General features: G+C 64.6%; 23 protein-coding genes and 1 tRNA gene. 12 read left to right on the top strand and 12 right to left on the bottom strand.

Annotation, left to right across the window (positions count from 1 at the left end; all coding sequences use genetic code 11):
• Positions 1 to 34: 34 nt before the first annotated feature.
• Positions 35 to 109 (top strand) — tRNA-Glu (locus H6979_00985).
• 38 nt (positions 110 to 147) lie between these two features.
• Positions 148 to 594 carry an RDD family protein gene (locus H6979_00980; protein MCP5138421.1) on the top strand — a complete coding sequence of 149 codons (447 nt, stop codon included), beginning with the start codon at positions 148 to 150 and terminating at the stop codon, positions 592 to 594.
• A 12-nt stretch (positions 595 to 606) separates the two neighbouring features.
• Here the strand turns inward: H6979_00980 and lptG are convergent, their stop codons facing one another.
• Complete coding sequence (lptG, locus tag H6979_00975) at positions 607 to 1,674, bottom strand: LPS export ABC transporter permease LptG (GenBank protein ID MCP5138420.1); 1,068 nt, start codon at positions 1,672 to 1,674, stop codon at positions 607 to 609.
• A complete protein-coding gene (gene lptF, locus H6979_00970) occupies positions 1,671 to 2,804 on the bottom strand; it encodes an LPS export ABC transporter permease LptF (protein MCP5138419.1) in 1,134 nt (377 codons plus the stop codon). The genes lptG and lptF overlap by 4 nt, the downstream gene beginning before the upstream one ends.
• A gap of 173 nt (positions 2,805 to 2,977) precedes the next feature.
• Between lptF and H6979_00965 the strand changes: the two genes are divergently transcribed.
• From H6979_00965 to H6979_00950, 4 genes are read left to right on the top strand one after another with little or no spacing between them, the layout of a single operon-like run.
• Complete coding sequence (locus tag H6979_00965; protein MCP5138418.1) at positions 2,978 to 4,462, top strand: leucyl aminopeptidase; 1,485 nt, start codon at positions 2,978 to 2,980, stop codon at positions 4,460 to 4,462.
• A gap of 17 nt (positions 4,463 to 4,479) precedes the next feature.
• Positions 4,480 to 4,920 carry a DNA polymerase III subunit chi gene (locus H6979_00960; protein ID MCP5138417.1) on the top strand — a complete coding sequence of 147 codons (441 nt, stop codon included), beginning with the start codon at positions 4,480 to 4,482 and terminating at the stop codon, positions 4,918 to 4,920.
• 5 nt (positions 4,921 to 4,925) lie between these two features.
• Positions 4,926 to 5,210, top strand: coding sequence for a hypothetical protein (locus H6979_00955; protein ID MCP5138416.1), 285 nt, complete (start codon positions 4,926 to 4,928; stop codon positions 5,208 to 5,210).
• A 22-nt stretch (positions 5,211 to 5,232) separates the two neighbouring features.
• Positions 5,233 to 8,049, top strand: a complete 2,817-nt coding sequence (locus H6979_00950; GenBank protein ID MCP5138415.1) for a valine--tRNA ligase — start codon at positions 5,233 to 5,235, stop codon at positions 8,047 to 8,049.
• 33 nt (positions 8,050 to 8,082) lie between these two features.
• On the opposite strand, the gene msrB is transcribed toward H6979_00950, so the two are convergent.
• Positions 8,083 to 8,508, bottom strand: coding sequence for a peptide-methionine (R)-S-oxide reductase MsrB (gene msrB / locus H6979_00945; GenBank protein ID MCP5138414.1), 426 nt, complete (start codon positions 8,506 to 8,508; stop codon positions 8,083 to 8,085).
• Between the two features lie 165 nt (positions 8,509 to 8,673).
• On the opposite strand from msrB, the gene H6979_00940 reads away from it, so the two are divergent.
• The 3 genes from H6979_00940 (at position 8,674) to H6979_00930 (ending at position 12,674) form a co-directional block, all read left to right on the top strand.
• Complete coding sequence (locus H6979_00940; protein ID MCP5138413.1) at positions 8,674 to 9,636, top strand: AAA family ATPase; 963 nt, start codon at positions 8,674 to 8,676, stop codon at positions 9,634 to 9,636.
• Positions 9,637 to 9,700: 64 nt separating this feature from the next.
• Positions 9,701 to 10,645 carry a DUF58 domain-containing protein gene (locus H6979_00935; protein MCP5138412.1) on the top strand — a complete coding sequence of 315 codons (945 nt, stop codon included), beginning with the start codon at positions 9,701 to 9,703 and terminating at the stop codon, positions 10,643 to 10,645.
• On the top strand, positions 10,635 to 12,674 hold the full coding sequence (locus H6979_00930; GenBank protein MCP5138411.1) for a DUF3488 domain-containing transglutaminase family protein: 2,040 nt from the start codon (positions 10,635 to 10,637) through the stop codon (positions 12,672 to 12,674). Before H6979_00935 ends, H6979_00930 begins: the two co-directional genes overlap by 11 nt.
• Here H6979_00930 and H6979_00925 read toward each other — a convergent pair.
• Genes H6979_00925 through H6979_00905 form a run of 5 tightly spaced genes read right to left on the bottom strand, consistent with a single transcriptional unit; the run spans position 12,622 to position 16,662 of the window.
• On the bottom strand, positions 12,622 to 13,941 hold the full coding sequence (locus tag H6979_00925; GenBank protein ID MCP5138410.1) for an MFS transporter: 1,320 nt from the start codon (positions 13,939 to 13,941) through the stop codon (positions 12,622 to 12,624). The two genes, H6979_00930 and H6979_00925, sit on opposite strands and share 53 nt — an antisense overlap.
• Before the next feature lie 12 nt (positions 13,942 to 13,953).
• The gene (rimI, locus tag H6979_00920; protein MCP5138409.1) at positions 13,954 to 14,430 is read right to left on the bottom strand and encodes a ribosomal protein S18-alanine N-acetyltransferase; all 477 of its coding nucleotides are present in this window, start codon (positions 14,428 to 14,430) and stop codon (positions 13,954 to 13,956) included.
• A 10-nt stretch (positions 14,431 to 14,440) separates the two neighbouring features.
• The gene (locus H6979_00915) at positions 14,441 to 15,229 is read right to left on the bottom strand and encodes a uracil-DNA glycosylase (GenBank protein ID MCP5138408.1); all 789 of its coding nucleotides are present in this window, start codon (positions 15,227 to 15,229) and stop codon (positions 14,441 to 14,443) included.
• A 2-nt stretch (positions 15,230 to 15,231) separates the two neighbouring features.
• Entirely contained in the window at positions 15,232 to 16,032 is an 801-nt protein-coding gene (pssA, locus tag H6979_00910; GenBank protein MCP5138407.1) for a CDP-diacylglycerol--serine O-phosphatidyltransferase, read from the bottom strand.
• A gap of 57 nt (positions 16,033 to 16,089) precedes the next feature.
• Positions 16,090 to 16,662, bottom strand: a complete 573-nt coding sequence (locus H6979_00905; protein MCP5138406.1) for a glutathione S-transferase family protein — start codon at positions 16,660 to 16,662, stop codon at positions 16,090 to 16,092.
• Positions 16,663 to 16,806: 144 nt separating this feature from the next.
• Here H6979_00905 and H6979_00900 point away from each other — a divergent pair, with 144 nt between their 5' ends.
• Together H6979_00900 and H6979_00895 are read left to right on the top strand one after the other, a co-directional pair.
• On the top strand, positions 16,807 to 18,528 hold the full coding sequence (locus H6979_00900; GenBank protein MCP5138405.1) for a proline--tRNA ligase: 1,722 nt from the start codon (positions 16,807 to 16,809) through the stop codon (positions 18,526 to 18,528).
• Positions 18,529 to 18,538: 10 nt separating this feature from the next.
• On the top strand, positions 18,539 to 19,105 hold the full coding sequence (locus H6979_00895) for a transglycosylase SLT domain-containing protein (GenBank protein MCP5138404.1): 567 nt from the start codon (positions 18,539 to 18,541) through the stop codon (positions 19,103 to 19,105).
• A gap of 6 nt (positions 19,106 to 19,111) precedes the next feature.
• Here the strand turns inward: H6979_00895 and H6979_00890 are convergent, their stop codons facing one another.
• Positions 19,112 to 19,396 carry an acylphosphatase gene (locus tag H6979_00890; GenBank protein MCP5138403.1) on the bottom strand — a complete coding sequence of 95 codons (285 nt, stop codon included), beginning with the start codon at positions 19,394 to 19,396 and terminating at the stop codon, positions 19,112 to 19,114.
• Between the two features lie 46 nt (positions 19,397 to 19,442).
• Between H6979_00890 and wrbA the strand changes: the two genes are divergently transcribed.
• Positions 19,443 to 20,045 (top strand): NAD(P)H:quinone oxidoreductase, encoded by a 603-nt coding sequence (gene wrbA / locus H6979_00885; GenBank protein ID MCP5138402.1) that lies wholly within the window; start codon positions 19,443 to 19,445, stop codon positions 20,043 to 20,045.
• Between the two features lie 3 nt (positions 20,046 to 20,048).
• On the opposite strand, the gene hda is transcribed toward wrbA, so the two are convergent.
• The 3 genes from hda to H6979_00870 are packed head-to-tail and all read right to left on the bottom strand — an operon-like array spanning position 20,049 to position 22,348.
• Entirely contained in the window at positions 20,049 to 20,738 is a 690-nt protein-coding gene (hda, locus tag H6979_00880; GenBank protein ID MCP5138401.1) for a DnaA regulatory inactivator Hda, read from the bottom strand.
• A gap of 9 nt (positions 20,739 to 20,747) precedes the next feature.
• Positions 20,748 to 21,326: a CDP-alcohol phosphatidyltransferase family protein gene (locus H6979_00875; protein MCP5138400.1), complete on the bottom strand. Its 579-nt coding sequence runs from the start codon at positions 21,324 to 21,326 to the stop codon at positions 20,748 to 20,750.
• A 5-nt stretch (positions 21,327 to 21,331) separates the two neighbouring features.
• The gene (locus tag H6979_00870; GenBank protein MCP5138399.1) at positions 21,332 to 22,348 is read right to left on the bottom strand and encodes a DUF2066 domain-containing protein; all 1,017 of its coding nucleotides are present in this window, start codon (positions 22,346 to 22,348) and stop codon (positions 21,332 to 21,334) included.
• Positions 22,349 to 22,384: the final 36 nt, after the last annotated feature.

Below are 22,384 nucleotides of genomic sequence, written 5' to 3'. Positions count from 1 at the left end.
ATAGCAGCCCCGCTTCGGCCGCGTAGCCGACAAAGCTCCCTTCGTCTAGCGGTTAGGACGCGGCCCTCTCAAGGCTGAAACACGAGTTCGATTCTCGTAGGGAGCGCCAATTCCCAGGGCCGGTACCTCCACGCGGTGTCAGTGGCAATTCCCAGATCAGATCATGGCAACCAGCCCCGGACAGCCGGCGTCTGGCGCCGTCTTGCCGCAAGCTTCTATGACCTGCTGCTGCTCGTGGCGGTGTGGATGCTCGTCACCCTGATCATCATCGCGCTTCGTGGTGGCGAGGCCATCAGCCCCGGCGCCCTGCCCTTTCAGTTGCTGCTGTTCGTCATCGGCGCCGCTTTTTACATCAGCTCATGGCTGCGCGGCGGGCAGACGCTGGGCATGCGGGCGTGGCGGATCCGGCTGGAAAAGGGGTCGGGTGCAGCCATCGACCTGCGCACCGGCCTGCTGCGCTTTGCGAGCGGCCTGCTGACGATTGCTTCCTGCGGGGTGGGACTGGCGTGGCTGTGGATCGATCGCGATGGGCTGACCTGGCACGACCGCCTGGCCGGAACGCGGGTGGTGGTGCTGCCGGCCAAACTGGATTGAATCAGCCCCGCCTTACCTCGTTCGCCTGAGCATCAACAAGGTCACCACGGCGAGCAGCACCGTTGGCAGCCATGCGATCAGCACCGGATTCAGCTCCCAGACCGCACCGCCATCCGCCAGGGTTCGACTGGTCAGGAACCAGGCAAGACCGATGCCGATACCGACCACCATGCGCGCACCGGTACCCGTACTGCGCAAGGAGCCCAGCACAAAGGGCACGGCAAGCACGCACATGAAGGGCACCGCGACCATCGACGCAAACCGACTCCAGAAAGCAACCTCATAGTCGCGCGTCGCCAGACCATTGCGTTTCAGGTAGCGGATATAACGCCACAGGGCCTTGCCAGTCATCGAAGTAGTGCGCACTACCGTCAGGCCCAGAAGGTCGGGGTTCAGACCACTGATGGCAAGCGACTGACCTGCGCTCGTGGTCTCGACTGCTGTGGGCGTAAAGACGCTCTCCACATAATTGTCGAGCAGCCATTGCCCGCCCGGTGCCTGTCGCAGTACTTCGGCGCGGCCGGCCGCGGCCAGTGCGCCGGCGGAGGCAAGCCGGAATACATAAACACCGCCTGCCGGCTGCTCGTCTGTGGGCGGCTGTACGTTGAGAAGCATATTGCCATCCCGGATCCAGGTGCTCTCACCGGTACCCGCGCCGGTCTGGCCGAACTTGACCATGGCGCGGTACTGGCGGGCGTAACGCTCAAGGGGCGGGGCCACGAACTCACCGAGCAATCCGCCGATCACGGCGAATACCAGGCCCGTGACCAGCACAGCCCTGGCAATCTCGCCGGGCGACAGGCCGGCAGCGCGGAGCACGATGAGTTCAGAGCGGCTGGCCAGCATGCCCAGGCCAAGCAGCGCACCCAGCAGGACAGCGATCGGCAGCAGCTGAACAAGCACCGTCGGCAGCTTCATGAGTACCCAGGCGATGGCGCTCACCATGCCATAGCCGCCGACACCGATATCGTCGAGCTGACCGACCATCTCGATAAAGCTGCCCAGGCCGCCCAGAACCGCGAGCACCATGGCGGTCGTGCCGAGAATGGTCGTAAACAGGTACCGGCCGACGATGTTCAAGCCTGCTCTCCGGCCGGGAACCAGCGCCGCTGCCACTTGCGGAACTTCCCGCCCTGCGCGAGCAGCATCAGCACCGCAGCGCCGAGAAACAGGCCATGCACCCACCACAGGCCGCTGAAGTCAGGCAACTTGTCCCGCTCCAGCCAGGCTTGCCCGGCGGCAAGCAGATTGGCATAGCTGACGTAGACCAGAATGGCTGCGGCCAGGCCACTGAAACGACCCCGTCGGGGTTCGGTTTTCGCCAGCGGTACTGCAATCACGGTGAGCACCAGCAGGGTCAGCGCCGGCGCAAGCCGCCAGTGCAGCTCCGCCCGGTCGACCGGATCGCCGGAATCCAGCAATGCAGAAGTCGTCCGCTCACTGGCCTTGAGTACGGAGCGTCGTGCCGCGGGGATGACAAACGGGATACCGTGCTCGGCAAATTCCACAATCCGGAATCTGGCCTCGCCGGGCCGGCCTTCATAACGGCGTCCGCGCGCAAAGATCACTTCACGATAATTGCCGTCATCGGCCACGACCTGCCAGGCCTCGTCGGCCAGAATGACTTCCACCTTGTCGCCAACCCGGCGCTGCACGAAGACCTGGTGCAGATGCTGATCGCCGGTCAGCGACTCCGCATACATCACGGCACCGCTGTCGCCGAAGCTGATGAAGCGCCCCGGTTCCAGGAGTCCGAGGCCGGTGTCTCGCCTGGCGATTTCGGCCAGCGCCTGCACCTCACGCACCGCGGCCGGCGATGCCACCAGGGACAACCACGCGACACAGCCCGCCAGCAGCAAGCCGAGCATCAGCAGAGGCCGGTAGAGCTGCACGGGGCCGATGCCACAGGCCATCATCGCGGACATCTCGCTGTCGTGATACAGCCGCGCAAGCGACAGCATGATGGCCAGAAAGAAACTCAGCGGCAAAAGGATGGTGAGGTACTGGACGATCGTCAGCCCCATGACCCGGGCGATCGCATCCCGCGGTATCTCGCTCGCGGCCGCCTCGCCGAGTACCGCGGCGAACTGATTGGTGACGAGGATCAGCATCAGCACCACGGTCACCGCGAGCCAGGTCAGTACGACCTCGCGCAGCAGATAACGATTCAACAGGCTGGGCCTGGCCCGGTGTGTTTTAGCCACGCTCATATCGATTCAAGTACACTACGGCGCAATCCGGACGGTGCAAAACCCTGCGATCAAACTACCTTGTGGTAGCGGCTGCCGGGAGTCAAGCACACCCGTTGTCGTCAGTCAGCCCGCAGCTGGCAGCGATGACACCCCGGAGTACCGCCGGCATTCGCCGGTACACAGAGGGCAGCATGAAGTTCACAGTCAGTACACCTGGCGCCACCCGGCAACGCACCGCCTGCGCCATCGTGGCCATTTATTCCGACGGCGTTCTCTCGGGCACGGCAAAGGCGCTCGACAAGGCCAGTGGCGGCATGATCACCGGCGTAGTCAATAATCGCGACATACGCGGCCAGGCGGGCGAGACGCTGCTCCTGACTCACACCGGGAAGCTGCCCTGCAAGCGCATCCTGCTGGTCGGACTCGGCACAGCCGGCAAGCTCGACCAGCGCGCCTTTCGCAAGGCCGCACGGGCTGCGTTTTCAGCGCTGGGCAAGGGTGGATACGCCGATGCCATCAGCTACCTTGGCCTTGAAACGGTCAGTGATGCTGACGCCTATCGAAAGGCCCGTATCGCGGTGGAGCTATGGCACGAAACGGCTTACCGCTTCACGACGATGAAGTCGAAACCGCCGCGCGACACCAGCCGGCTGAAATCGATGGGGCTGGCCTGCGAGACGGGCGACAAGAGCAAGGCCCGCCTCGCCCTGAAGCACGCCACGGCGATTGCCGGCGGCGTCGCCCTCGCCCGCGATCTTGGCAACCTGCCGCCCAATATCTGCACACCGGACTACCTCGTGAAGCGCGCGCAGGCCATCGCGAAGTCGAGCAGGAAACTGCGTCTAACCGCGCTGCGCGCGGCTGATCTGCGCAAGCTCCGCATGGGTGCGCTGCTGGCTGTAACCCAGGGGTCTGAACTGCCGCCCCGCTTCATCGTGCTGCAATACCGGGGCACCACTGCAAAGACCAAACCGGTGGTACTGGTCGGCAAAGGCATAACCTTTGATTCCGGTGGCATCTCGATCAAGCCGGGCGCCGCGATGGATGAGATGAAGTACGACATGTGCGGTGGCGCCAGCGTACTGGGTGTCATGCAGGCCGCAGCCGAACTGGAGCTGCCGCTCAATCTCGTCGGCATCGTTCCGGCCTGCGAAAACATGCCGAGCGGCACGGCGACACGGCCGGGCGACATCGTGCGTACGATGTCCGGCCAGACGGTCGAGATCCTCAATACCGATGCCGAAGGCAGGCTGATTCTCTGCGATGCGCTGACCTATGCCCAGCGTTTCAAACCGGCGGTGCTGATCGATATCGCCACCCTGACCGGCGCCTGCCTGATCGCACTGGGACGCGTGCGTTCGGGACTGCTGTCGAACTCCGATGAACTGGCCGACGCGCTGCTCGGTGCCGGACAGAATGCCGGTGACCGCGCCTGGCGTCTGCCGCTCGATGAGGAATATGGCGAACTCCTGAAGAGCCCGTTTGCCGACGTGGCGAACATCGGCGGCCGCGATGCCGGCACGATCACCGCAGCTGCCTTCCTGTCCCGCTTCGTCGGCAAGACCAGCTGGGCGCATCTGGATATCGCCGGAACGGCGTGGGTCCAGGGCAGCAACAAGGGCGGCACCGGCCGTCCTGTACCACTGCTCATGGAATATCTGCTGCAAAGTGTTTGAGCGGAGGAACGCACATCGTGACTGAGGCTGGCCTGAGGGTATCGTTCTATGTGCTGGCCGCGCAGGAACCTGTCGCGCGCCTCAACTATGCCTGCAGACTGACCGAGAAAGCCTACAAGCTGAGCCAGCGGATTCATCTGCACACTGCAGACCGGAGCGAAGCGGAAGCCATGGACCGGATGTTGTGGACCTTTCGCCAGGGCAGCTTTGTGCCGCATGAGCGACTTGATCCGGCACGGCCGCCGGCCGCGCCGGTCACGATTGGCAGTGGCACTGACGAACCGCCGGATGTGGACCTGCTGATCAACCTTGCCGCCGAGGTTCCCGCTTTTTACCAGCGCTCCGCGCGCATCGCCGAGATCATCGACGGCAATGCAGAATGCCGTGAGGCCGGTCGCAACAGGCACCGCTTCTACCGGCAGCACAGCCTCGAACCTGAAACCCACCAGATCGGCTGATCGTCATGGACAGAACCAGGATCCCCGTACTGACCGATATCGTCGCCAGACCACGACGCAGCGCTGCTGATGAACTGACGCGTCCTGCACTCAGCGAGAGTGAACTCGCCGAACTGCAGGTGAGAATTGCCACCGGCAGTTTCATGCTTGTCGAAAAGCTGCTGCACGGCGCATTCAAGGAAATGGAAGCCGTGCTGTTCGACGAAGTCGTCAGCCGGCTGCGCAACGAACTCCCGGAACTGATCGACCAGGTACTCCGCGAGCATTTCGACAACGAAACCCCGGAGTAGCTGCGTGGATTCCGAATCGCCCATGGACAAGGCCTACCAGCCGGCGGCCATCGAACAGAAGTGGTACACGCAGTGGGAAAGCGCCGGCTATTTCGCGCCCTCGGGCCGCGGCGCCCCCTACTGCATCATGATCCCGCCGCCCAATGTGACGGGCACACTGCACATGGGCCATGCCTTCCAGCACACGCTGCAGGATGCGCTGACCCGCTTTCACCGCATGCGTGGCGACAACGTGCTCTGGCAACCGGGTACCGATCACGCCGGCATCGCGACGCAGATGGTCGTCGAGCGTCAGCTCAATGCCGAAGGCAAGACCCGCCAGGATCTCGGCCGCGAGGAATTCCTCTCCCGCGTCTGGCAGTGGAAGCAGGAATCGGGCGGCACGATTTCGCGGCAGATGCGCCGCCTCGGCAATTCAGTGGACTGGTCCCGCGATCGCTTCACGATGGACGAGGGACTTTCGCAGGCGGTCACGGAAGTTTTCGTCAGGCTGCATGCCGAGGGGCTCATCTATCGCGGCAAGCGTCTCGTCAACTGGGATCCCGTGCTGCACACCGCGCTTTCAGACCTGGAAGTACAGTCTGAAGCGGGGCAAGGCTCGCTGTGGCACTTCCGTTATCCGCTTGCCGATGGCTCCGGACATGTCGTGGTCGCCACCACGCGTCCCGAGACCATGCTGGGCGACACCGCGGTGGCGGTCAATCCGGCCGATGCGCGCTACCGCGATCTGGTCGGCAGGCAGATCCGTCTGCCACTGACGAACCGCCTGATCCCGGTCATCGCCGATGACTACGTGGATCCCGGGTTCGGTTCCGGCTGCGTCAAGATCACCCCGGGACATGACTTCAACGATTACGAGGTCGGCAAGCGGCATTCCCTGCCGCTGATCAACATCTTCGACCGCGACGCGAAGATACTCAGCCGTGCCGATGCGCATGGCTCCGGCTATGACCCGGCGCAGGCCTTTGCCGAGATTCCCGCCGACCTGCGCGGCGTGGATCGTTTCGCCGCCCGCAAGCGCGTCGTGGAACTGCTGGAGGCGCAGGAACTGGTCGAGCGTATCGACGCCCATACCCTGCAGGTTCCGCGCGGCGACCGCAGCAATGCCGTGCTCGAACCCTGGCTCACCGATCAGTGGTACGTGAAGATCGCGCCGCTCGCCGAACCGGCCATCGCTGCCGTCGAACAGGGCCGGATCCGCTTTGTGCCGGAGAACTGGACGAAGACCTATTACCAGTGGATGCACAACATCCAGGACTGGTGCATCAGCCGGCAGCTCTGGTGGGGCCACCGCATACCCGCCTGGTATGACGAGCAGGGGCAGGTCTTTGTCGGCCACAGCGAAACAGAGGTACGCGAGAAACACCGGATCCCTGCCAGCGTCACGCTGCGCCAGGACGAGGATGTGCTCGACACCTGGTTTTCCTCGGCACTGTGGCCCTTCTCGACACTGGGCTGGCCGGAACAGACCACGGCACTGAAGACCTTCTATCCCGGCAGTGTGCTGGTCACTGGCTTCGACATCATCTTCTTCTGGGTCGCGCGCATGATCATGTTCGGCCTGAAGTTTGCCGGCGACGTGCCGTTCCGCGAGGTGTACATCACCGGCCTCATCCGCGACGAAAACGGCGACAAGATGTCGAAGTCCAAGGGCAACATCATCGATCCGCTCGACCTGATCGACGGCATCGACCTGCCGAGCCTGATCGCCAAACGGACCACCGGCCTCATGCAGCCACAGCTGAAGCCGCAGATCGAGAAAGCCACGCGCAAGCAGTTTCCGAACGGCATCGCTGATTTCGGTACCGACGCGCTGCGCTTTACCTTTGCCGCGCTGGCCAGCACCGGTCGCGATATCCGCTTCGACATGAACCGCATCGAGGGCTACCGCAACTTCTGCAACAAGATATGGAATGCCGCGCGCTTCGTGCTGATGAATGTCACCGACCGGGAAATCGCGCGGGGCAGCGCCGGCATGAATACCCTGAGCCTTCCTGACCGCTGGATACTGTCGCGCTTCAGCCGGACCGTGGAGGCTGTTGCCGCCCATTTTGCCGACTATCGCTTCGACCTGGCCGCACGTGCGCTATATGAATTCATCTGGAACGAGTACTGCGACTGGTACCTGGAGCTCGTCAAACCGCTGCTGCTCGATGGCGGCGCCTCCGCTGCCGAACAGGCGCAGACCCGGCGTACGCTGATCACCATACTGGAGAGCATGCTGCGCGCCATACACCCGCTGATGCCTTTCATCAGCGAGGAAATATGGCAACGCGTGGCGCCGCTTGCGGGGGCCTGCGGCGAAACGATCATGCTGCAGAGCTGGCCTGACCCGTCGCGGTTTCCGGTCGATGAAGCAGCGGAAGCGGAACTGCAGTGGATCCAGGACTTTGTACTCGGGGTCCGGCAGATTCGCGGCGAGATGGATATTCCGCCGGGCAAGCGGCTGACCGTGCTGCTGCAGGATGCGACGACCGCCGATCAGCAACTGCTCGATGTGCACGCACGTTATCTGCGCGATCTGGCGCGACTCACGGAAATCCGTCTGCTGCCGGGCGGAGAAACGCCACCGGCCTGTGCGACGGCCCTGCTCGGCAATCTGAAAATCCTGGTGCCGATGGCCGGCCTGATCGACGTGGCAGCAGAACGTTCGCGACTGGAAAAGAACCAGCAAAAGCTCAGTGCGGACCTCGCTCGCATCGACACCAAGCTTGCAACCGAAAGCTTCGTCAATAATGCGCCAGCCGCCGTGGTCGAGAAGGAACGGGAACGGCAGGCGGCGCTGCGTCGCGACCTGGCCAAGCTCGACGAGCAGCTGAAGCAGCTCGCGGCGCTCTGAGGCGCAACAGACCGATCAGCGACGAGCCGGCCTTCAGCGCAGATCCGGCAGCGGCTCTCCTTCGGGTACGAAGACCAGCGCCAGTCCATTGTTGCAGTAGCGCTGCCCGGTCGGTGGCGGTCCGTCACCGAAAACATGGCCCTGGTGACCGCCACAGCGTGCGCAGTGATACTCGGTACGCGGCAGCAGCAGCCGGAAATCGCGCCGGGTGGCGACATTGGCCGGATCAATCGGCTGGAAGAAACTCGGCCAGCCGGTACCGCTGTCGAACTTGCCCTCGCTGGCGAAAAGCGGCAAGTGACATGCCGCACAGATGTATGTCCCCGCGCGCTTCTCCTCGTTCAGCACGCTGCTGAAGGGTGGCTCTGTTCCCTCCTGGAACAGCACCCTGCAACGATCGCCATCCAGCAGCTGTCGCCACTCGTCCTCGGAGCGGCCGCCTGGCGTAAAACCTGTCATGGCATTCTCCGGCAATCAGGCAATGCCCGGCAGCTGAGTATGGCATGAGCACAAATGTGACGGTACGCGGGCGGATCTGTGCCGCAGTTCGCGCCTGCCCGCCGCCGATTCGGGCAGGATGACATGCTATCTTCCCGATGAAACCGACCCGAGCGGAACCCGGCCATGGCACGGAATGTCACAGCACTGGCGAATACGGACCAGCTGCAGCAGGCAAAACAGCTCGGCGAGCAGGTCAACCGCGAGGTCGGCCAGATCATCCTCGGCAAGCAGGCCGAGATCGAGCTTGCCTTCACCTGCCTGCTGGCCGGCGGTCATCTGCTGATCGAAGACGTGCCCGGCGTCGGCAAGACGCTGCTGGCGCGCGCACTTGCTGCAGTGCTCGGGCTATCGTTCCGCCGCATCCAGTTCACCAGCGACATGCTGCCCGCCGATATCATCGGCATGTCGGTATACGAGCAGGACAACGCACGCTTCCGCTTTCATCCCGGCCCGGTATTCGCCCACATCGTGCTGGCTGACGAAATCAACCGCAGTACGCCAAAGGCCCAGAGTGCATTGCTCGAAGCGATGGAGGAAAACCAGGTCACGCTGGACGGGGAAACGCATCCGCTGCCGGTTCCGTTCTTTGTCATCGCGACACAGAACCCGCTGCACCAGGCCGGCACCTATCCGCTGCCCGAATCACAGCTGGACCGCTTTCTCATGCGGCTCGGACTCGGCTATCCGGCCGAAGTGCTGGAACGCAAACTGCTGCGCGGTGAGGACCGGCGCCTGCTGCTGACGGATCTGCAGCCGGTCGTCGACAGCGCCGGGCTCGGGACGCTGCAGGCGGCAGCACGTGAGCTGTTCATCTCCGATGCACTGCTCGACTACGTGCAGGCCCTGGTGCGCTATACGCGTCAGTCGACGCTGTTCGAACTGGGCCTGTCACCACGCGGCGCCCAGGACCTGGTCATGGCCGCACGCTGCCTCGCGCTGCTGCATGGTCATCCCGGCGTGCACCCGGAAGACGTCAAGGCGGTATTCCCTGCAGTCGCCGGTCACCGTTTGCAGGCCCGCCCGGGCAGCCCGGCCGCTGTTCGCGATCCAGCCAGACTGGTGCTGGAGTCAGTACCGATTCCCTGAGTCCGGGCACCTGTCGCACAGCGCTGTGGACACGTTACTTTCCCGCCCGACACTGGCAGCGCTGATGCAGCGCTGGTTCCGCCGCCGCCAGGGCGCCGACGGTGACAGCATCGAACTTCATCAGCGCCGAATCTACATACTCCCGACCCGCATCGGACTCGGCTTCGGCGTCGTCCTGTTCACCATGTTGCTCGGCGCACTGAACTACAGCAACAACATGGGTTTTGCGCTGGCCTTCCTGCTCACGGCCGTCACCGTGGTGAGCATCCATCATTGCCAGAGAAACCTCACCGGCCTGCGGCTCACGGTCGACGGCTGTGCGCCGGTATTCGCCGGCGAGATGATCGAGTGCAGCGTGCGCATCACGAATCCGGGCCGCAGTCCGCGCTGGCAGATCAGCGCGGGGCCCGCCCGCGCGCTGACGCCACCGGCCGACCTCGCCGCAGGTGGCAGTGCGAAGCTGCGCCTGTGCCTGCCCACCACACGACGTGGCACACAGCCCTGTCCGGAAATCCGCATCAGCACGCGTTATCCCTTCGGACTGTTCGAGGCCTGGGCCTGGCTGTATCCCGTCCGGGAACTCATGGTCTATCCACAGCCTGCCGCGGAACTCGCCGCAGCGCTGCCCGCACAGGAAGCCGACCTTGAACACGCAGGCGATACCCTGCGCGGCAGTGACGAGTTCGTTGGCCTGCGCATTCCCGTTCCGGGCGAGTCGCCTGCGCGTATCGCCTGGAAAGCGCTCGCGCGCAGCGGACAGCTGCTGGCCAAGGATTTTCGCAGCGGCGCCGGTTCAAGCTGGTTCGACTGGGATGCACTGAGTACCACCGACACCGAGGCCAGGCTCTCGCTGCTGACCCGCATGATCCTCGATGCCGACGCCGACGGGCGTTCGTACGGCCTGCGGCTGCCGGGCGTCGTGCTGCCGCCAGACAATGGTCGCGAGCACTTTCACCGTTGCCTGACCACGCTGGCGGTCTTCAGCCCCGGGGCTGCGCATGACGGCTGAGCGACATGGCCGCCAGGTCCTGCGTGGATGGCGTGCGCAAGGGATTCCCGCACCCGATGAGGCTTCTGTTGCGCAGCTGCTCTGGCTGCTGCTGCTGATCGCCGTGGTCAGCGCACCGCACCTTCGCACTCTGCCGTTCTGGATCTCCGCCATCGTCCTGGTCGCAGCCATCTGGCGCATCGGAGCAGCGCTCAAGCGCTGGCCGATGCCCGGCACCATGCTGCGCGGCACGCTTACGCTTGGCAGCGCGCTCGCAGTCGGCGTCGTCTATCGGCAGATTTCCGGACTCGAGGCCGGCTCCGCACTGCTCCTGATCATGCTTGCGCTCAAACTGCTCGAGACGCACAGCGCGCGCGATCGCAGCCTGGTAGTGCTGATCGCATGGTTCGTGCTGTTTGCGGCTTTTCTGCGCGAACAGTCACTCGGCAGCGTGCCGCTGCTGGCAGCAGGCGTGGTGACCGGCACCGTCGCCCTGCTCCAGGCGGCGCGCAACAGGCAGGTAATGACACCATTGACCGCGCTGCTGCTGACTGCACGGCTGCTGATGCACGCCGTACCGCTGGCTCTCGCCCTGTTCCTGCTCTTTCCGCGTCTGCCCGGACCCTTGTGGGCACTGCCCTCCGGTGCGCAGAACGGCCGCACCGGTCTGTCGAGCCAGATGAGCCCGGGCGACATCACTTCGCTTGCGCGCTCATCCGAAGCCGCATTTCGCGTGCGCTTTGACGGGACACCGCCGGATCGCTCGCAACTCTACTGGCGCGGACCGGTACTCGAGAGCTTCGACGGACGTCGCTGGCGCGCGCTGCCCGACTCGGCGCGTCGACAGAAGTCGGGCCGGCCGCTCCCGCCCAGCGCGGCAGGCGCAGCCATCTACAGCTATGAAATCATGCTGGAGCCGCATCACCAGCGCTGGCTGTTGCCGCTCGAATCACCACTCAGCTGGGATATCGCCGATGCCTCCCTGAGTCCAGCCCGCGAACTGCTGAGCGCCCGACCGGTCGCCACGCGCAGCGCATGGCGCGGACGCTCGGTGGCGACGCCGCGCTTTCGCGATGCACGGGAACCGGAACAGGCCACACGCGAAGTCAGCGCAGGGCGCAATCCGCGCAGCACGGCACTCGCCGCCGAGATGCGCGCCGCAGCCGGATCCGACCGCGCCTACCTGCGCAGCGTGCTCGGCATGTTCAGGCAGCAGGCCTATTACTACACCCTCGAGCCGCCGCCGCTCGGCGACCAGCCGGTAGACGACTTCCTGTTCCGCACGCGCAGTGGTTTCTGCGAACACTACGCATCGGCATTTGCCCTGCTGGCGCGCGCGGCGGGTATCCCGGCACGTGTGGTGACCGGTTATCAGGGCGGTGAGCCAAACCCGCTGGCTGACTACTGGATCGTGCGCCAATCCGATGCTCATGCCTGGACCGAGGTCTGGATCGACGGTTACTGGCAACGCTACGATCCGACCGCTGCAGTCGCACCACAACGGGTCGATGCCGGAATGGCCGCGGCGCTGCCCGGATCGGTCACCACCGAACTGCCGCTTCTCGGGAGCAGTCCGTGGCTGGGGCGCGTGGCCTTCGGCTGGGATGCGCTCAACGCGCAGTGGGACCGCTGGGTACTCGCTTTCGGCCCCGACCAGCAGAGTGCGCTGCTGGGCAGACTCGGCTTTGCCTCGCCCACACTGCGGGATCTGGCAATGGTCTGCGCAGCTACCGTCAGCATCATCCTGCTGCTCTTTACCTGGCTGACGCTGCGCAATCGGGGTGCCAAACCGGATCCGCTCGAAGAGAGCTGGCAGTACCTGTGCAACCGGCTGGCCCGGCTGGCTCGCCAGCGAAAGCCCGGTGAGGCGCCCACCGAATATGCAGCAGTGCTCATCGCCGCGCGGCCGGAACTAGCCGCCCCGCTCCGCAGCCTGACCGCACTCTACCTGCGCCTCCGCTATGAGGGCATACCGGAGCGCGCCGAGGTGCTGCGCTTCAGGCGCCTGGTCCGGCAGTTTCGGCTTCCGCCGGCAGGCGCACGCGGCTGAGCAACCAGAGTCCGGCCGCAAACAGCAACAGTATCGAAAGAATGCCGATGCGCTGGCTGCCCGACAGCAACGCGGCCGTACCCGCAAGCACCGGCCCGACTATCGATGAAAACTTTCCCATCATGTTGTAGAAACCGAAATACTCGCCGCGACTTTCAGCGGGAATGAGTCGCGCATAGAGCGAACGACTCAGCGACTGCACACCGCCCTGTACCAGACCGATGGTGATCGCCAGCACATAGAAATCCGTGGCTGTTCTCAGGAACACCGCAGCGGTTGTCGCCACGATATAGATCGCCAGGGCGAGATAGATGCCACGGCGGGCACCGAGTCGGTCGCCCAGCATCCCGAAACCGATCGCAGCCGGAAAACCGATTAAGTTGGTGAGCATGATCGCGCCGGTGACATCCGTGGATGAAAGCCCCTGTGACAGGCCGTAGTCCACCGCCATCTTGATGATGGTGTAGACCCCGTCGATGTAGAGCCAGTAGGCGATGAGGAAGCGCAGCAGCTCCGGCTGACCGCGCACCGCCTGCACGGTGCGGTACAACTGGCGGAAGCCGGCACGCAGGCCACCGGATGCGGGCGCGCGTTCGGTGGATCTCTCTCTGACCCAGAACAGCAAGGGCAGCGTGAACACCGCCCACCAGAGCGCAACCAGCAGAAACGAAAACCGGATGCTTGCCACCGCGCTGGCAAAACCAAAGCGTTCCGGCTGCACAAGCATGGCGATGCTCAGCACGAACAGGAGTGCGCTGCCCAGATAACCCAGCGCATAGCCCAGCGCCGACACACGGTCGTATGAAGCTGGCGGGGAAACATCGATGAGCAGCGCGTCGTACAGGCTGTTGGCGGCAAAAAAGCCGATCGAGCCCAGCACAAAACAGACCATCGCCAGCGGCCAGCCACCTGGTCCGACCGCTGCCAGTCCGACGGTCGCCAGCACGCCCAGCGCGGTGAATGCGGCCAGCCAGGGTTTTCTGCGGCCTGCCCGGTCGGTCATCGCGCCAAGCAGCGGCGCGAGCAGGACGACGACGGCACTCGCGATGCCGTTACCCACGCCCAGACGAAAGGTTGTCAGCGGCGAGGCCGCGCCATCGTTCCAGAAGCCGCCGAGCATGAGCGGCACGAATGCCGTGACCACCAGGAGCGAGAATGCCGAATTGGCCCAGTCATAAAATGCCCAGGCGAGTATCGGTCGATTGCGCCAGAGCCGCTTCGAGCCGGGCAAACCCGACCCGTGTTGATTGGACCCGGGAGGCTGCATGCCGCGCAGCGCTCAGCGCTGCCGCCGCAGACGCCGCACCAGTACCACCGCGTCCTCGGCGCCGCCGACCGCGCGATAGTAAGCCCGCCGCCTTCCGATCACCTCGAAGCCGGCACCATGATAAAGGGCAAGCGCATCACGATTGCTTGGCCGCACCTCGAGGTACACGCCCTCGACACCCGCTCCACGGGCAAGATCCAGCAGGTGTTCCAGCAGCCGCCGGCCGTGTCCCTGACCACGTGCTGATGGCGCGAGCGCGAGATTGAGCAGATGTGCTTCTCCGGCGGCGACCGACATGATTCCGTAGCCGATCACCGCGGCACCCTGCTCCAGAACCAGACTCGTATAGCCAGCCAGCAGACAGTCGCGAAAGATGCCGGGACTCCAGGGGAACTCATAGGCACCGCGCTCGATACCGGCGACTGTCGCCAGATCGGTCTGGCGCATCTCGCGAATGAGCGGCGGAAGATATCGGGGTTCGGCGCTCATCGAGGCAGCCTCAGACCGGCGCGACGATACGGCGGGCCAGACACAGATCGTCCCAGGAACGCGCCTTCTGCCCGGGGCTGCGCAACAGATAGGCCGGATGGTAGGTCACGACGACCGGAATCCTCGCCGGACCATACTCATGAATCTGCCCCCGCAATTTGCCGATCGGCGTATCCACCTGGAGCAGATTCTGCGCGGCAATGCGGCCAACAGCGAGTATCAGGCCAGGCTTGATCAGATCAATCTGTCGCAGGAGATAGTTCTCACAACTCTTTGCTTCTTCAGGCTTTGGGTCCCGGTTTTCCGGCGGCCGACATTTCAGGATATTGGCGATGAACACCTGCTCGCGGGAAAGCCCGACCGCCCGCAGCATCTCCGTCAGCAGCTGCCCTGCCCGGCCCACGAAAGGCTCACCCTGCCGGTCTTCATCGGCACCGGGCGCCTCGCCGATCACCAGCCAGCGCGCCTGGTGCGAACCGGTTCCGAAGACGGTCCGGGTCCGCGTCTGGTGCAGGGCACAGCGGGTACAGCTGGCAACCTCGGCTTCGAGTGCAACCCAGGCGCACGAGGCCGCATCCGCCTCGGCTGCCGGCGCACGCACCTGGGCGGGACTTTGCTCGCTGCCCGGCTCAGGGGTCGGCAGTGACACAGGTGCGGGTGCAAGTACGGGTGCTGGTGCGGACAGGTCTGCTTCCGCTGCCCGACGCGGCACCCAGATCTGCACACCGATGGTTTCAAGGACCCGCTGCTGACGCGGTCCAGGCCGGGGGTTGCGCGCTTTACTGCTCCCGGTCACCAGCCTCACTCATCCGCTGGCGGTGACTGCTCGTTGCGACGCACGCGACCGGACTGCCGCCGCCAGCGTCGCCATATCGCCACCACGATGCCCGACAAGGCATAGGTACTGGCCAGGAAAAAGCAGACACGCGGCGGGTCCAGTGCGATGAGCACAAAGATCAGCGGAATGAACAGCACATATGCAAAAGAGATGCGTCCACGCGGACTCAGGCCCTTGAAACTCCAGTATGCAAAACGCGAAACCATCAGTGCCCCGGCCAGCACGGTGAGCGCGGTAACAACAGCCAGCGTCGGCAAGCCATCGACGTCGAGATCAGCCGCAACCCAGACCATGCTGGCGATGAGCCCGGCAGCCGACGGACTCGGCAGTCCCTCGAAAAAACGCCGGTCAGCCGTCTTTGAGGTCACGTTGAAGCGTGCGAGGCGGAGCGCCGCCGCAACCGCGTACAAGAAAGCGGCCAGCCAGCCGAGCTTGCCCCAGGCCCAGCCATATTCGACCAGCGCTTTCAGCCCCCACTGGTAAACGATGATCGCCGGCGCCATGCCGAAGGCCACCATGTCGGCCAGGCTGTCGTACTGCTTGCCGAATTCGGATTCGGTATTGGTGAGGCGGGCCAGCCGGCCGTCCATGCCGTCGAGCAATCCGGCAATGAACACCGCAATCGCCGCCGGCTGGAAATTGCCGTCGATCGAGGCAACGATGCCGTAAAAACCCGCAAACAGCGTGCCGGTCGTAAACAGGTTCGGCAGCAGATAGACCCCGCGGCGGCGCGGGCGGCTGCCAGTATCATCAGAATCGTGCATCGCTATTTCCCGACGATCAGCCTGCAGTGTGCCATGCGCGCACAGCCGGTTGTACAGTCATGGCATCTTCACCTGGGTCGCGACAAAGCCCTTGAGGCTGCCCATCCGCCCAACCCAGGCCGCAACGTTCGGACAGGCTGAATAGTCGAGCTGCCGACCGAGTTTCGTCATCAGATAGGCGGAAATGGCGAAGTCGACAACGCTCAGCTTGCCCAGCATGTATTCCCTGCCGGTCAGCTGCTGCTCGAGAATCCTCAGCAGCGGCGTCACCGTCGCAATATCCGTTTCGGTACCCGTTTTCAGTGCACCGATCGCCGGAATCAGATGGCAACTCTGCCAGTGGAGCCAGCGGTCCACATCGGCACGGCCGCGCGCATCGGTTGGCAGTGCATCGGTCTCCGGAAATTTCGTTGCGAGGTAGGTCAGGATCGCATTTGACTCCCAGAGCTTGAAATCTCCATCCGTCAGTGCGGGCACCTTGCCCATGGGGTTGATCGCCAGGAACGCCGCACTCTGCGTCTCCTTGTCCTTGAAACTCACGGGATGGATATCGACGTCCAGATCGAAGTGCCGGACGAATGCCTCGACCTTGCGGTTGTTCGGCGTAATCGTGAATGTATAAAGGCGCATGATCCTCTCCCCCGTTTCCTGTGCTGATTATCAGCCGTCAGGACGGCAATTACACCCCGGACAGACAAACGGATCGTCCACCGGCAGCGCCAACCCGGAGCGGTCGGGCTAGAATGCGTGTCCGCACCCGAAGGACCGACACGCATGCGACTGACGCAACTGCCACTGACCACCTTGAAGGAAGTTCCGGCAGATGCCGAGATCGTCAGCCATCAGCTGATGTTGCGCGCGGGCCTCATTCGCCGCCTGTCATCGGGACTCTTCACCTGGATGCCGCTCGGCCTGCGCGTGCTGCGCAAGGTCGAACGGATCATCCGCGAGGAGATGGACCGGGCCGGCGCCCTGGAGATCCTGATGCCGGTGGTGCAGCCCGCCGAACTCTGGAAGGAAACCGGACGCTGGGATGTTTACGGCGACCTCCTGCTGCGCATCCGCGACCGGCACGAACGCGACTATTGTTTCGCACCCACCGCGGAGGAAGTCGTCACCGAGATCGCACGACGTGAATTGCGCAGTTACAAACAGCTGCCGGTGAATTACTACCAGATCAACACCAAGTTCCGCGACGAGATCCGGCCGCGTTTCGGCGTGATGCGCGCCCGCGAGTTCGTGATGAAGGATGCCTACTCCTTCCACCTGGACCAGGCTTCGCTGGACGCCACCTACGAGCGCATGGCCGAAGCCTATATGCGGATCTTCACGCGTCTCGGCCTGCGCTTCCGCAAGGTCGATGCCCATGGCGGCGAGATCGGCGGCTCGAAGTCGCAGGAATTTCACGTACTCGCTGACTCGGGTGAAGACCGGATCGCCTGGTGCGAAGGCGACAACTTTGCGGCCAATGTGGAGCTGGCACCGGCACTGCCGCCACGCTCGCCCAGGCCGGCTGCCGGCGCGACGCTGAACCGCGTACCGACGCCCGGCGTGCGCAGCATCGACGAAGTTGCCGCGTTCCTGAAGATCGGCACACGGCAATGCCTCAAGACCCTGATCGTGGAAGGCACGGAAGGCGGTCTGATCGCGCTGTGCCTGCGCGGCGATCATGAACTCAATCCGCTCAAGGCAGAACGGCTGGCCGGCGTCGCGCGCCCCTTGCGCATGGCGGCGCCGGAACGCGTGCTTGCCGAACTCGGCGCACCGGTCGGCTCACTGGGACCGGTCGGCCTCACGATCCCGCTGTTTGCGGATCACGGCGCCGGTGCGATGGCCGATTTCGCCTGCGGTGCCAATGCACCGGACACCCATCTGACCGGCGTCAACTGGCAGCGCGACCTGCCCGAACCGGCAACACACGACCTGCGCAACGTCGAAGCGGGAGACCTCAGCCCGGGCGGTGGCGGCACGCTGTCGATTGCTCGCGGCGTCGAGGTCGGACACATCTTCCAGCTCGGCGACAAGTACAGCCAGAGCATGCATGCGACCGTGCTTGACCAGGACGGCAAGGAACGGGTCATGACCATGGGCTGCTATGGCATCGGCGTCTCGCGGATCGTCGGTTCGGCGATCGAGCAGAACCATGATGCCAACGGCATCATCTGGCCGGAGCCCATGAGCCCGTACGATGTGATGCTGATCGAACTGAATCCGAAAAAGTCGGAGTCCGTCACGGCAGCAGCGCTGAAGCTGTACAAGGATCTGGAGGATGCCGGCTTTGAGGTCCTGCTCGATGATCGCGATGCGCGGCCGGGCGTAAAGTTTGCGGACGCTGACCTGGTCGGCATCAGCCACCGTATCGTGGTCGGCGAACGCGGGGTGAAGGACGGCAAGGCTGAATACCGGCACCGGCCGACCGGTGCAGAGGAGCAGACCGCACTTGAAGACGTGGTGGAATTTCTGCGCAACAGGCGCGCTACGGCTGCCCGCGGCTAGTACGGGCCGCATGTTGCCGGCGGGCCTGCTGCTCGCTTTCGGCCTGCTCGCCGCCTGCGTGGCAACCGCCGCCAGCCAGGAGCGCGATCCCGCATTGCGTCTGCGGCTGAAAGCCGCACTGGCCGAACCGGTCAGCTTTGAAGACCGCTATGACGCCGAGGTCTGGCTGACCGACATGGCCGGTCGCCTGGCGCGCAAGGTGCCCGACCCGCACGAGCGCATCGAAATCCTCCAGGCTGTGCATCGCGAAGCGGTGCGCGCGAAGCTGCCACCGGAGATGGTGCTGGCGGTCATCGATGTCGAGAGCGGCTTCCAGCGCTATGCCGTATCGCGGGCCAACGCCCAGGGCCTCATGCAGGTCATGCGCTTCTGGCTGGCGGAGCTCGGCATGCCCGGCCACGCGCTGCTCGACATACAGGACAACATCCGCATGGGCTGCACGATCCTGCGTTACTACTACGACATGGAAGGCGGCAACTGGAACCGGGCACTGGCGCGCTACAACGGCAGCCTCGGCAGCCAGAAATATCCGCAGCTGGTATTCGACCGGCTGCAATCGCGCTGGTACCGGCAGTAGCAGCGGTCAGCCGGTACGAAAATCAGCCAGCGTGTGGTGATCGTCCGCCTCGTCCTCGCTGACCTCGACCGCATTCACCCGGGCGCGCGGCGGCCCCCGCTGCAACCAGTCGGCCAGTTGCTCCACTGCTGCGAGGCTGCCCAGCGCCAGCACTTCAACCCTGCCGTCCGGAAGATTCTTGGCCCAGCCACGCAATTGCAGCTGCTCGGCCTGACGCGCGGTACTCGCGCGAAAAAAAACGCCCTGCACCTTGCCGGAAACCAGGAAGCGACGACAGACGAGCGAGGACATCGGCGCAGAATACCAGCCGGGCGCGATTCACTGTAATCTGCGCCGCATGAGCGAAATACTCGTCCTTTACTACTCAAGAAACGGCTCCGTGGCCGCACTCGCCGGCCAGGTCGCCAGGGGCATCAATGCCGTCTCCGGAGCCAGTGCCTGTCTGCGTACGGTCCCACCCGTCATGACAGGAATCGGCAGCCCGATGCCCGCGGTTCCGGCACAAGGCGCACCCTATGTCAGCAACAGCGATCTGCAACGCTGCGACGGACTGGTGCTCGGCAGCCCGACCCGTTTCGGCAACATGGCGGCCGCCCTCAAGCACTTCATCGACGGCACCGGCAGCGAGTGGCTGGGCGGCACGCTGCGTGGCAAGCCCGCTGGCGTGTTCACCTCCAGCAGCTCATTGCATGGCGGACAGGAGAGTACGCTGCTGAGCATGGCGCTGCCGCTCCTGCACCACGGCATGGTCCTGGTCGGCATCCCCTACTCGGAAAATGCGCTGACGACCACGCGTGGCGGCGGCGGTCCCTACGGTGCAAGTCACTTCGCACCGGATGCGAGCCAAGTCGAGCCCACGCCCGACGAGTCACGTATCGCGCAGCATCTGGGCCGGCGTGTCGCAGAAGCCGCATTGCGCCTCAAGGGCTGGGAGCGCTGAACTTCAGCCGCCGAGCACCTGCCGCACAAAGGGAATCGTCAGCTGCTTCTGCGCCGCCAGCGCTGCGCGGTCGAGTTGATCGAGCAACTGAAACAGCTCGGCAACACCTCGCCCGACCCGCGCCAGCAAATACCGACCGGTCTCGTCCGGCAATTCGAAGCCCCTGAACCGGGCACGCATCTGCAGGGCGCACAGGCGTCCCTCGTCATCGAGCGCGTGTACGCGGAAAGTCGCGCCGGACTTCAGGCGTGAAGCGAGATCGGGCAGACCGAACACCAGTTCAGCGGGCGGCCCGTCGGCCGCCAGCACGAGGTTGCCACCGGTGTTTCGCAACGCTTCGTAGAAGCGGAACAGCGGGATCTCCCACCCGCGCTGTCCCGCCACGGCCTGCAAATCATCGAGACAGACCAGATCGAGAGCGCCCATCCCGTCCAGCACACCCGCCGGCAAGGCCGGGGATGCATCGAGCGGCACATAAGCGGCCCGCCGCCCCTGCGCGGCGGCCAGCGCCACCGTCGCCTGCAACAGGTGCGTCTTGCCCTGTCCCGGCGGTGCCCACAACCAGAGCGGTGGCTGGCCCGGCGTGGTCGCACCAGTGCGCAACTGGTGCACCAGCAGCTCGTTGCCGGCGGCATGAAAGCTGTCGAACACGGCGTGATCAGCCAGGCGAACGTCGAGCGGCAACTGCTGCATGTCTCCGCCTCAGCCTCGCAACCGGATCGCCCGACCCGACCAGCGCACCACGTAGTCGAGTCCGCTGACAGTGGAGGTCACAAAGACCGCGGCGCCGGAGATGGTCAGGAATTCGGGCGGCGGCATGCCGGAAGTGCGGTGACTGATCACGGCCAGCACATACAGCAACTGGATACCGGTATTGATCTTGCTCGCCACCGAGGGCTCGGGTTGCACCGGTTCGACCAGCCACTGATACATGACGCCACCGCTGACGATGACCAGATCGCGGATGATGACGACCGCCGTCAGCCACAAGGGCACCAGCCCGGTCATCGACAGGGCGACGAACACCGAGACCAGCAGCAACTTGTCGGCCAGCGGATCCAGCAACCCGCCCAGCCGGCTCTGCCAGTTGAAGCGTTTGGCCAGAAACCCGTCCAGACCATCCGAGGCGCCGGCCACCAGGATCAGGCCGAGCGCCAGGGCATAGCGGCCATCGAGCAGCGCGACGACGATCGGCCAGACGAGGATGATCCGTACCACGCAGATCAGGTTGGGAATATGGGCCGCCTGGAAGAACTGCCTGCGCTCGGTGGAATCAGACATATCGCTCAGGGCGCGTCTGCAATCCGGTAGACGAGATCCGCGGCACTCACGGACATCCCGTCGCCCGGCGCAGCCTGCGGCCCGACCGGTACCAGCACGGATTTCAGGGCCAGCGCATCGCGCAACTGCGACACACCACCGCGCACGATGAGATCGTACAGAATGGTGTCACCCTGCAGGCTCGATATAGCCAGACTCTCGATCACGCCGACGCTGCGCAGGTAGTCCTGCAGACGCCCGTAACCGGCAAAACTGCCGACCCCCTGCACTTCGAGTCGCAGCCGGCGACTGTCTGCAGCCGCGACGGCATAGCGGGCCGCGACTTGGTCGGCAACGTGGTGCACACCCTCGGCGGCATCGCCCTGCCACTCGCTCCGTCCGTCGCTGTCGATCAACGTCCAGCGCCAGGCGGCGATACCGGAAACCGGTGCACGACGCCCGATGAGTATCAGGTCGGCTCCGACCCTGGCCGCCTCGGCCCGTGCGACCTCGAGCGGATCTGCGGTGGAGCCGGGCGCCCCGTCCGGCGACAGCGACAATGCGACCGGCAAACCGCGACTGGCCGCCGTGTCGAGCACGAGCTGCCCGTCATTTTCCGCTGCGCCCTCGCCGACCAGCATGATCAATGTCTCTGGCCGCTCATCCGCCCAGACGGGCAGATTGGCCGCATCCAGTCGACGGCGAAGCGCCAGCGGATCGAACTGCACGCGCAGCAGACCGCCGCCTTCGACCTGGTACTGACTGACCAGCGGTGTGGCGCTGCCGATCATCTCCCGCACAGCCGGATCGGCGAGCGGACTGCGCTTCCCGGTCAGCTTCACGGTCACCTCGGCAAGCGCACGGGAAAAGGCATCGTCAAGGGCTGCCCCGCTGGTGTCCTCAACCGGAACCTGCGCGGCGTAGAGATCAGCGACCGTCGCTGCAAATCCATCAGCCTGCAGCAAAAGGCCGGCGACAACAGCCAGCAGACGGAGACACCCGGCGAGGGACTTGCATGAGCTCGTGGTCTGGGAGCGGGTCATTTCCACTATTATAGCCACCCCTTGACCGAGCTCCGC

Source organism: Chromatiales bacterium (assembly GCA_024234935.1).
Lineage (GTDB): Bacteria > Pseudomonadota > Gammaproteobacteria > Steroidobacterales.
The sequence above is the reverse complement of the archived record's forward strand: the minus strand, read 5'-3'. Positions and strand labels throughout refer to the sequence as shown.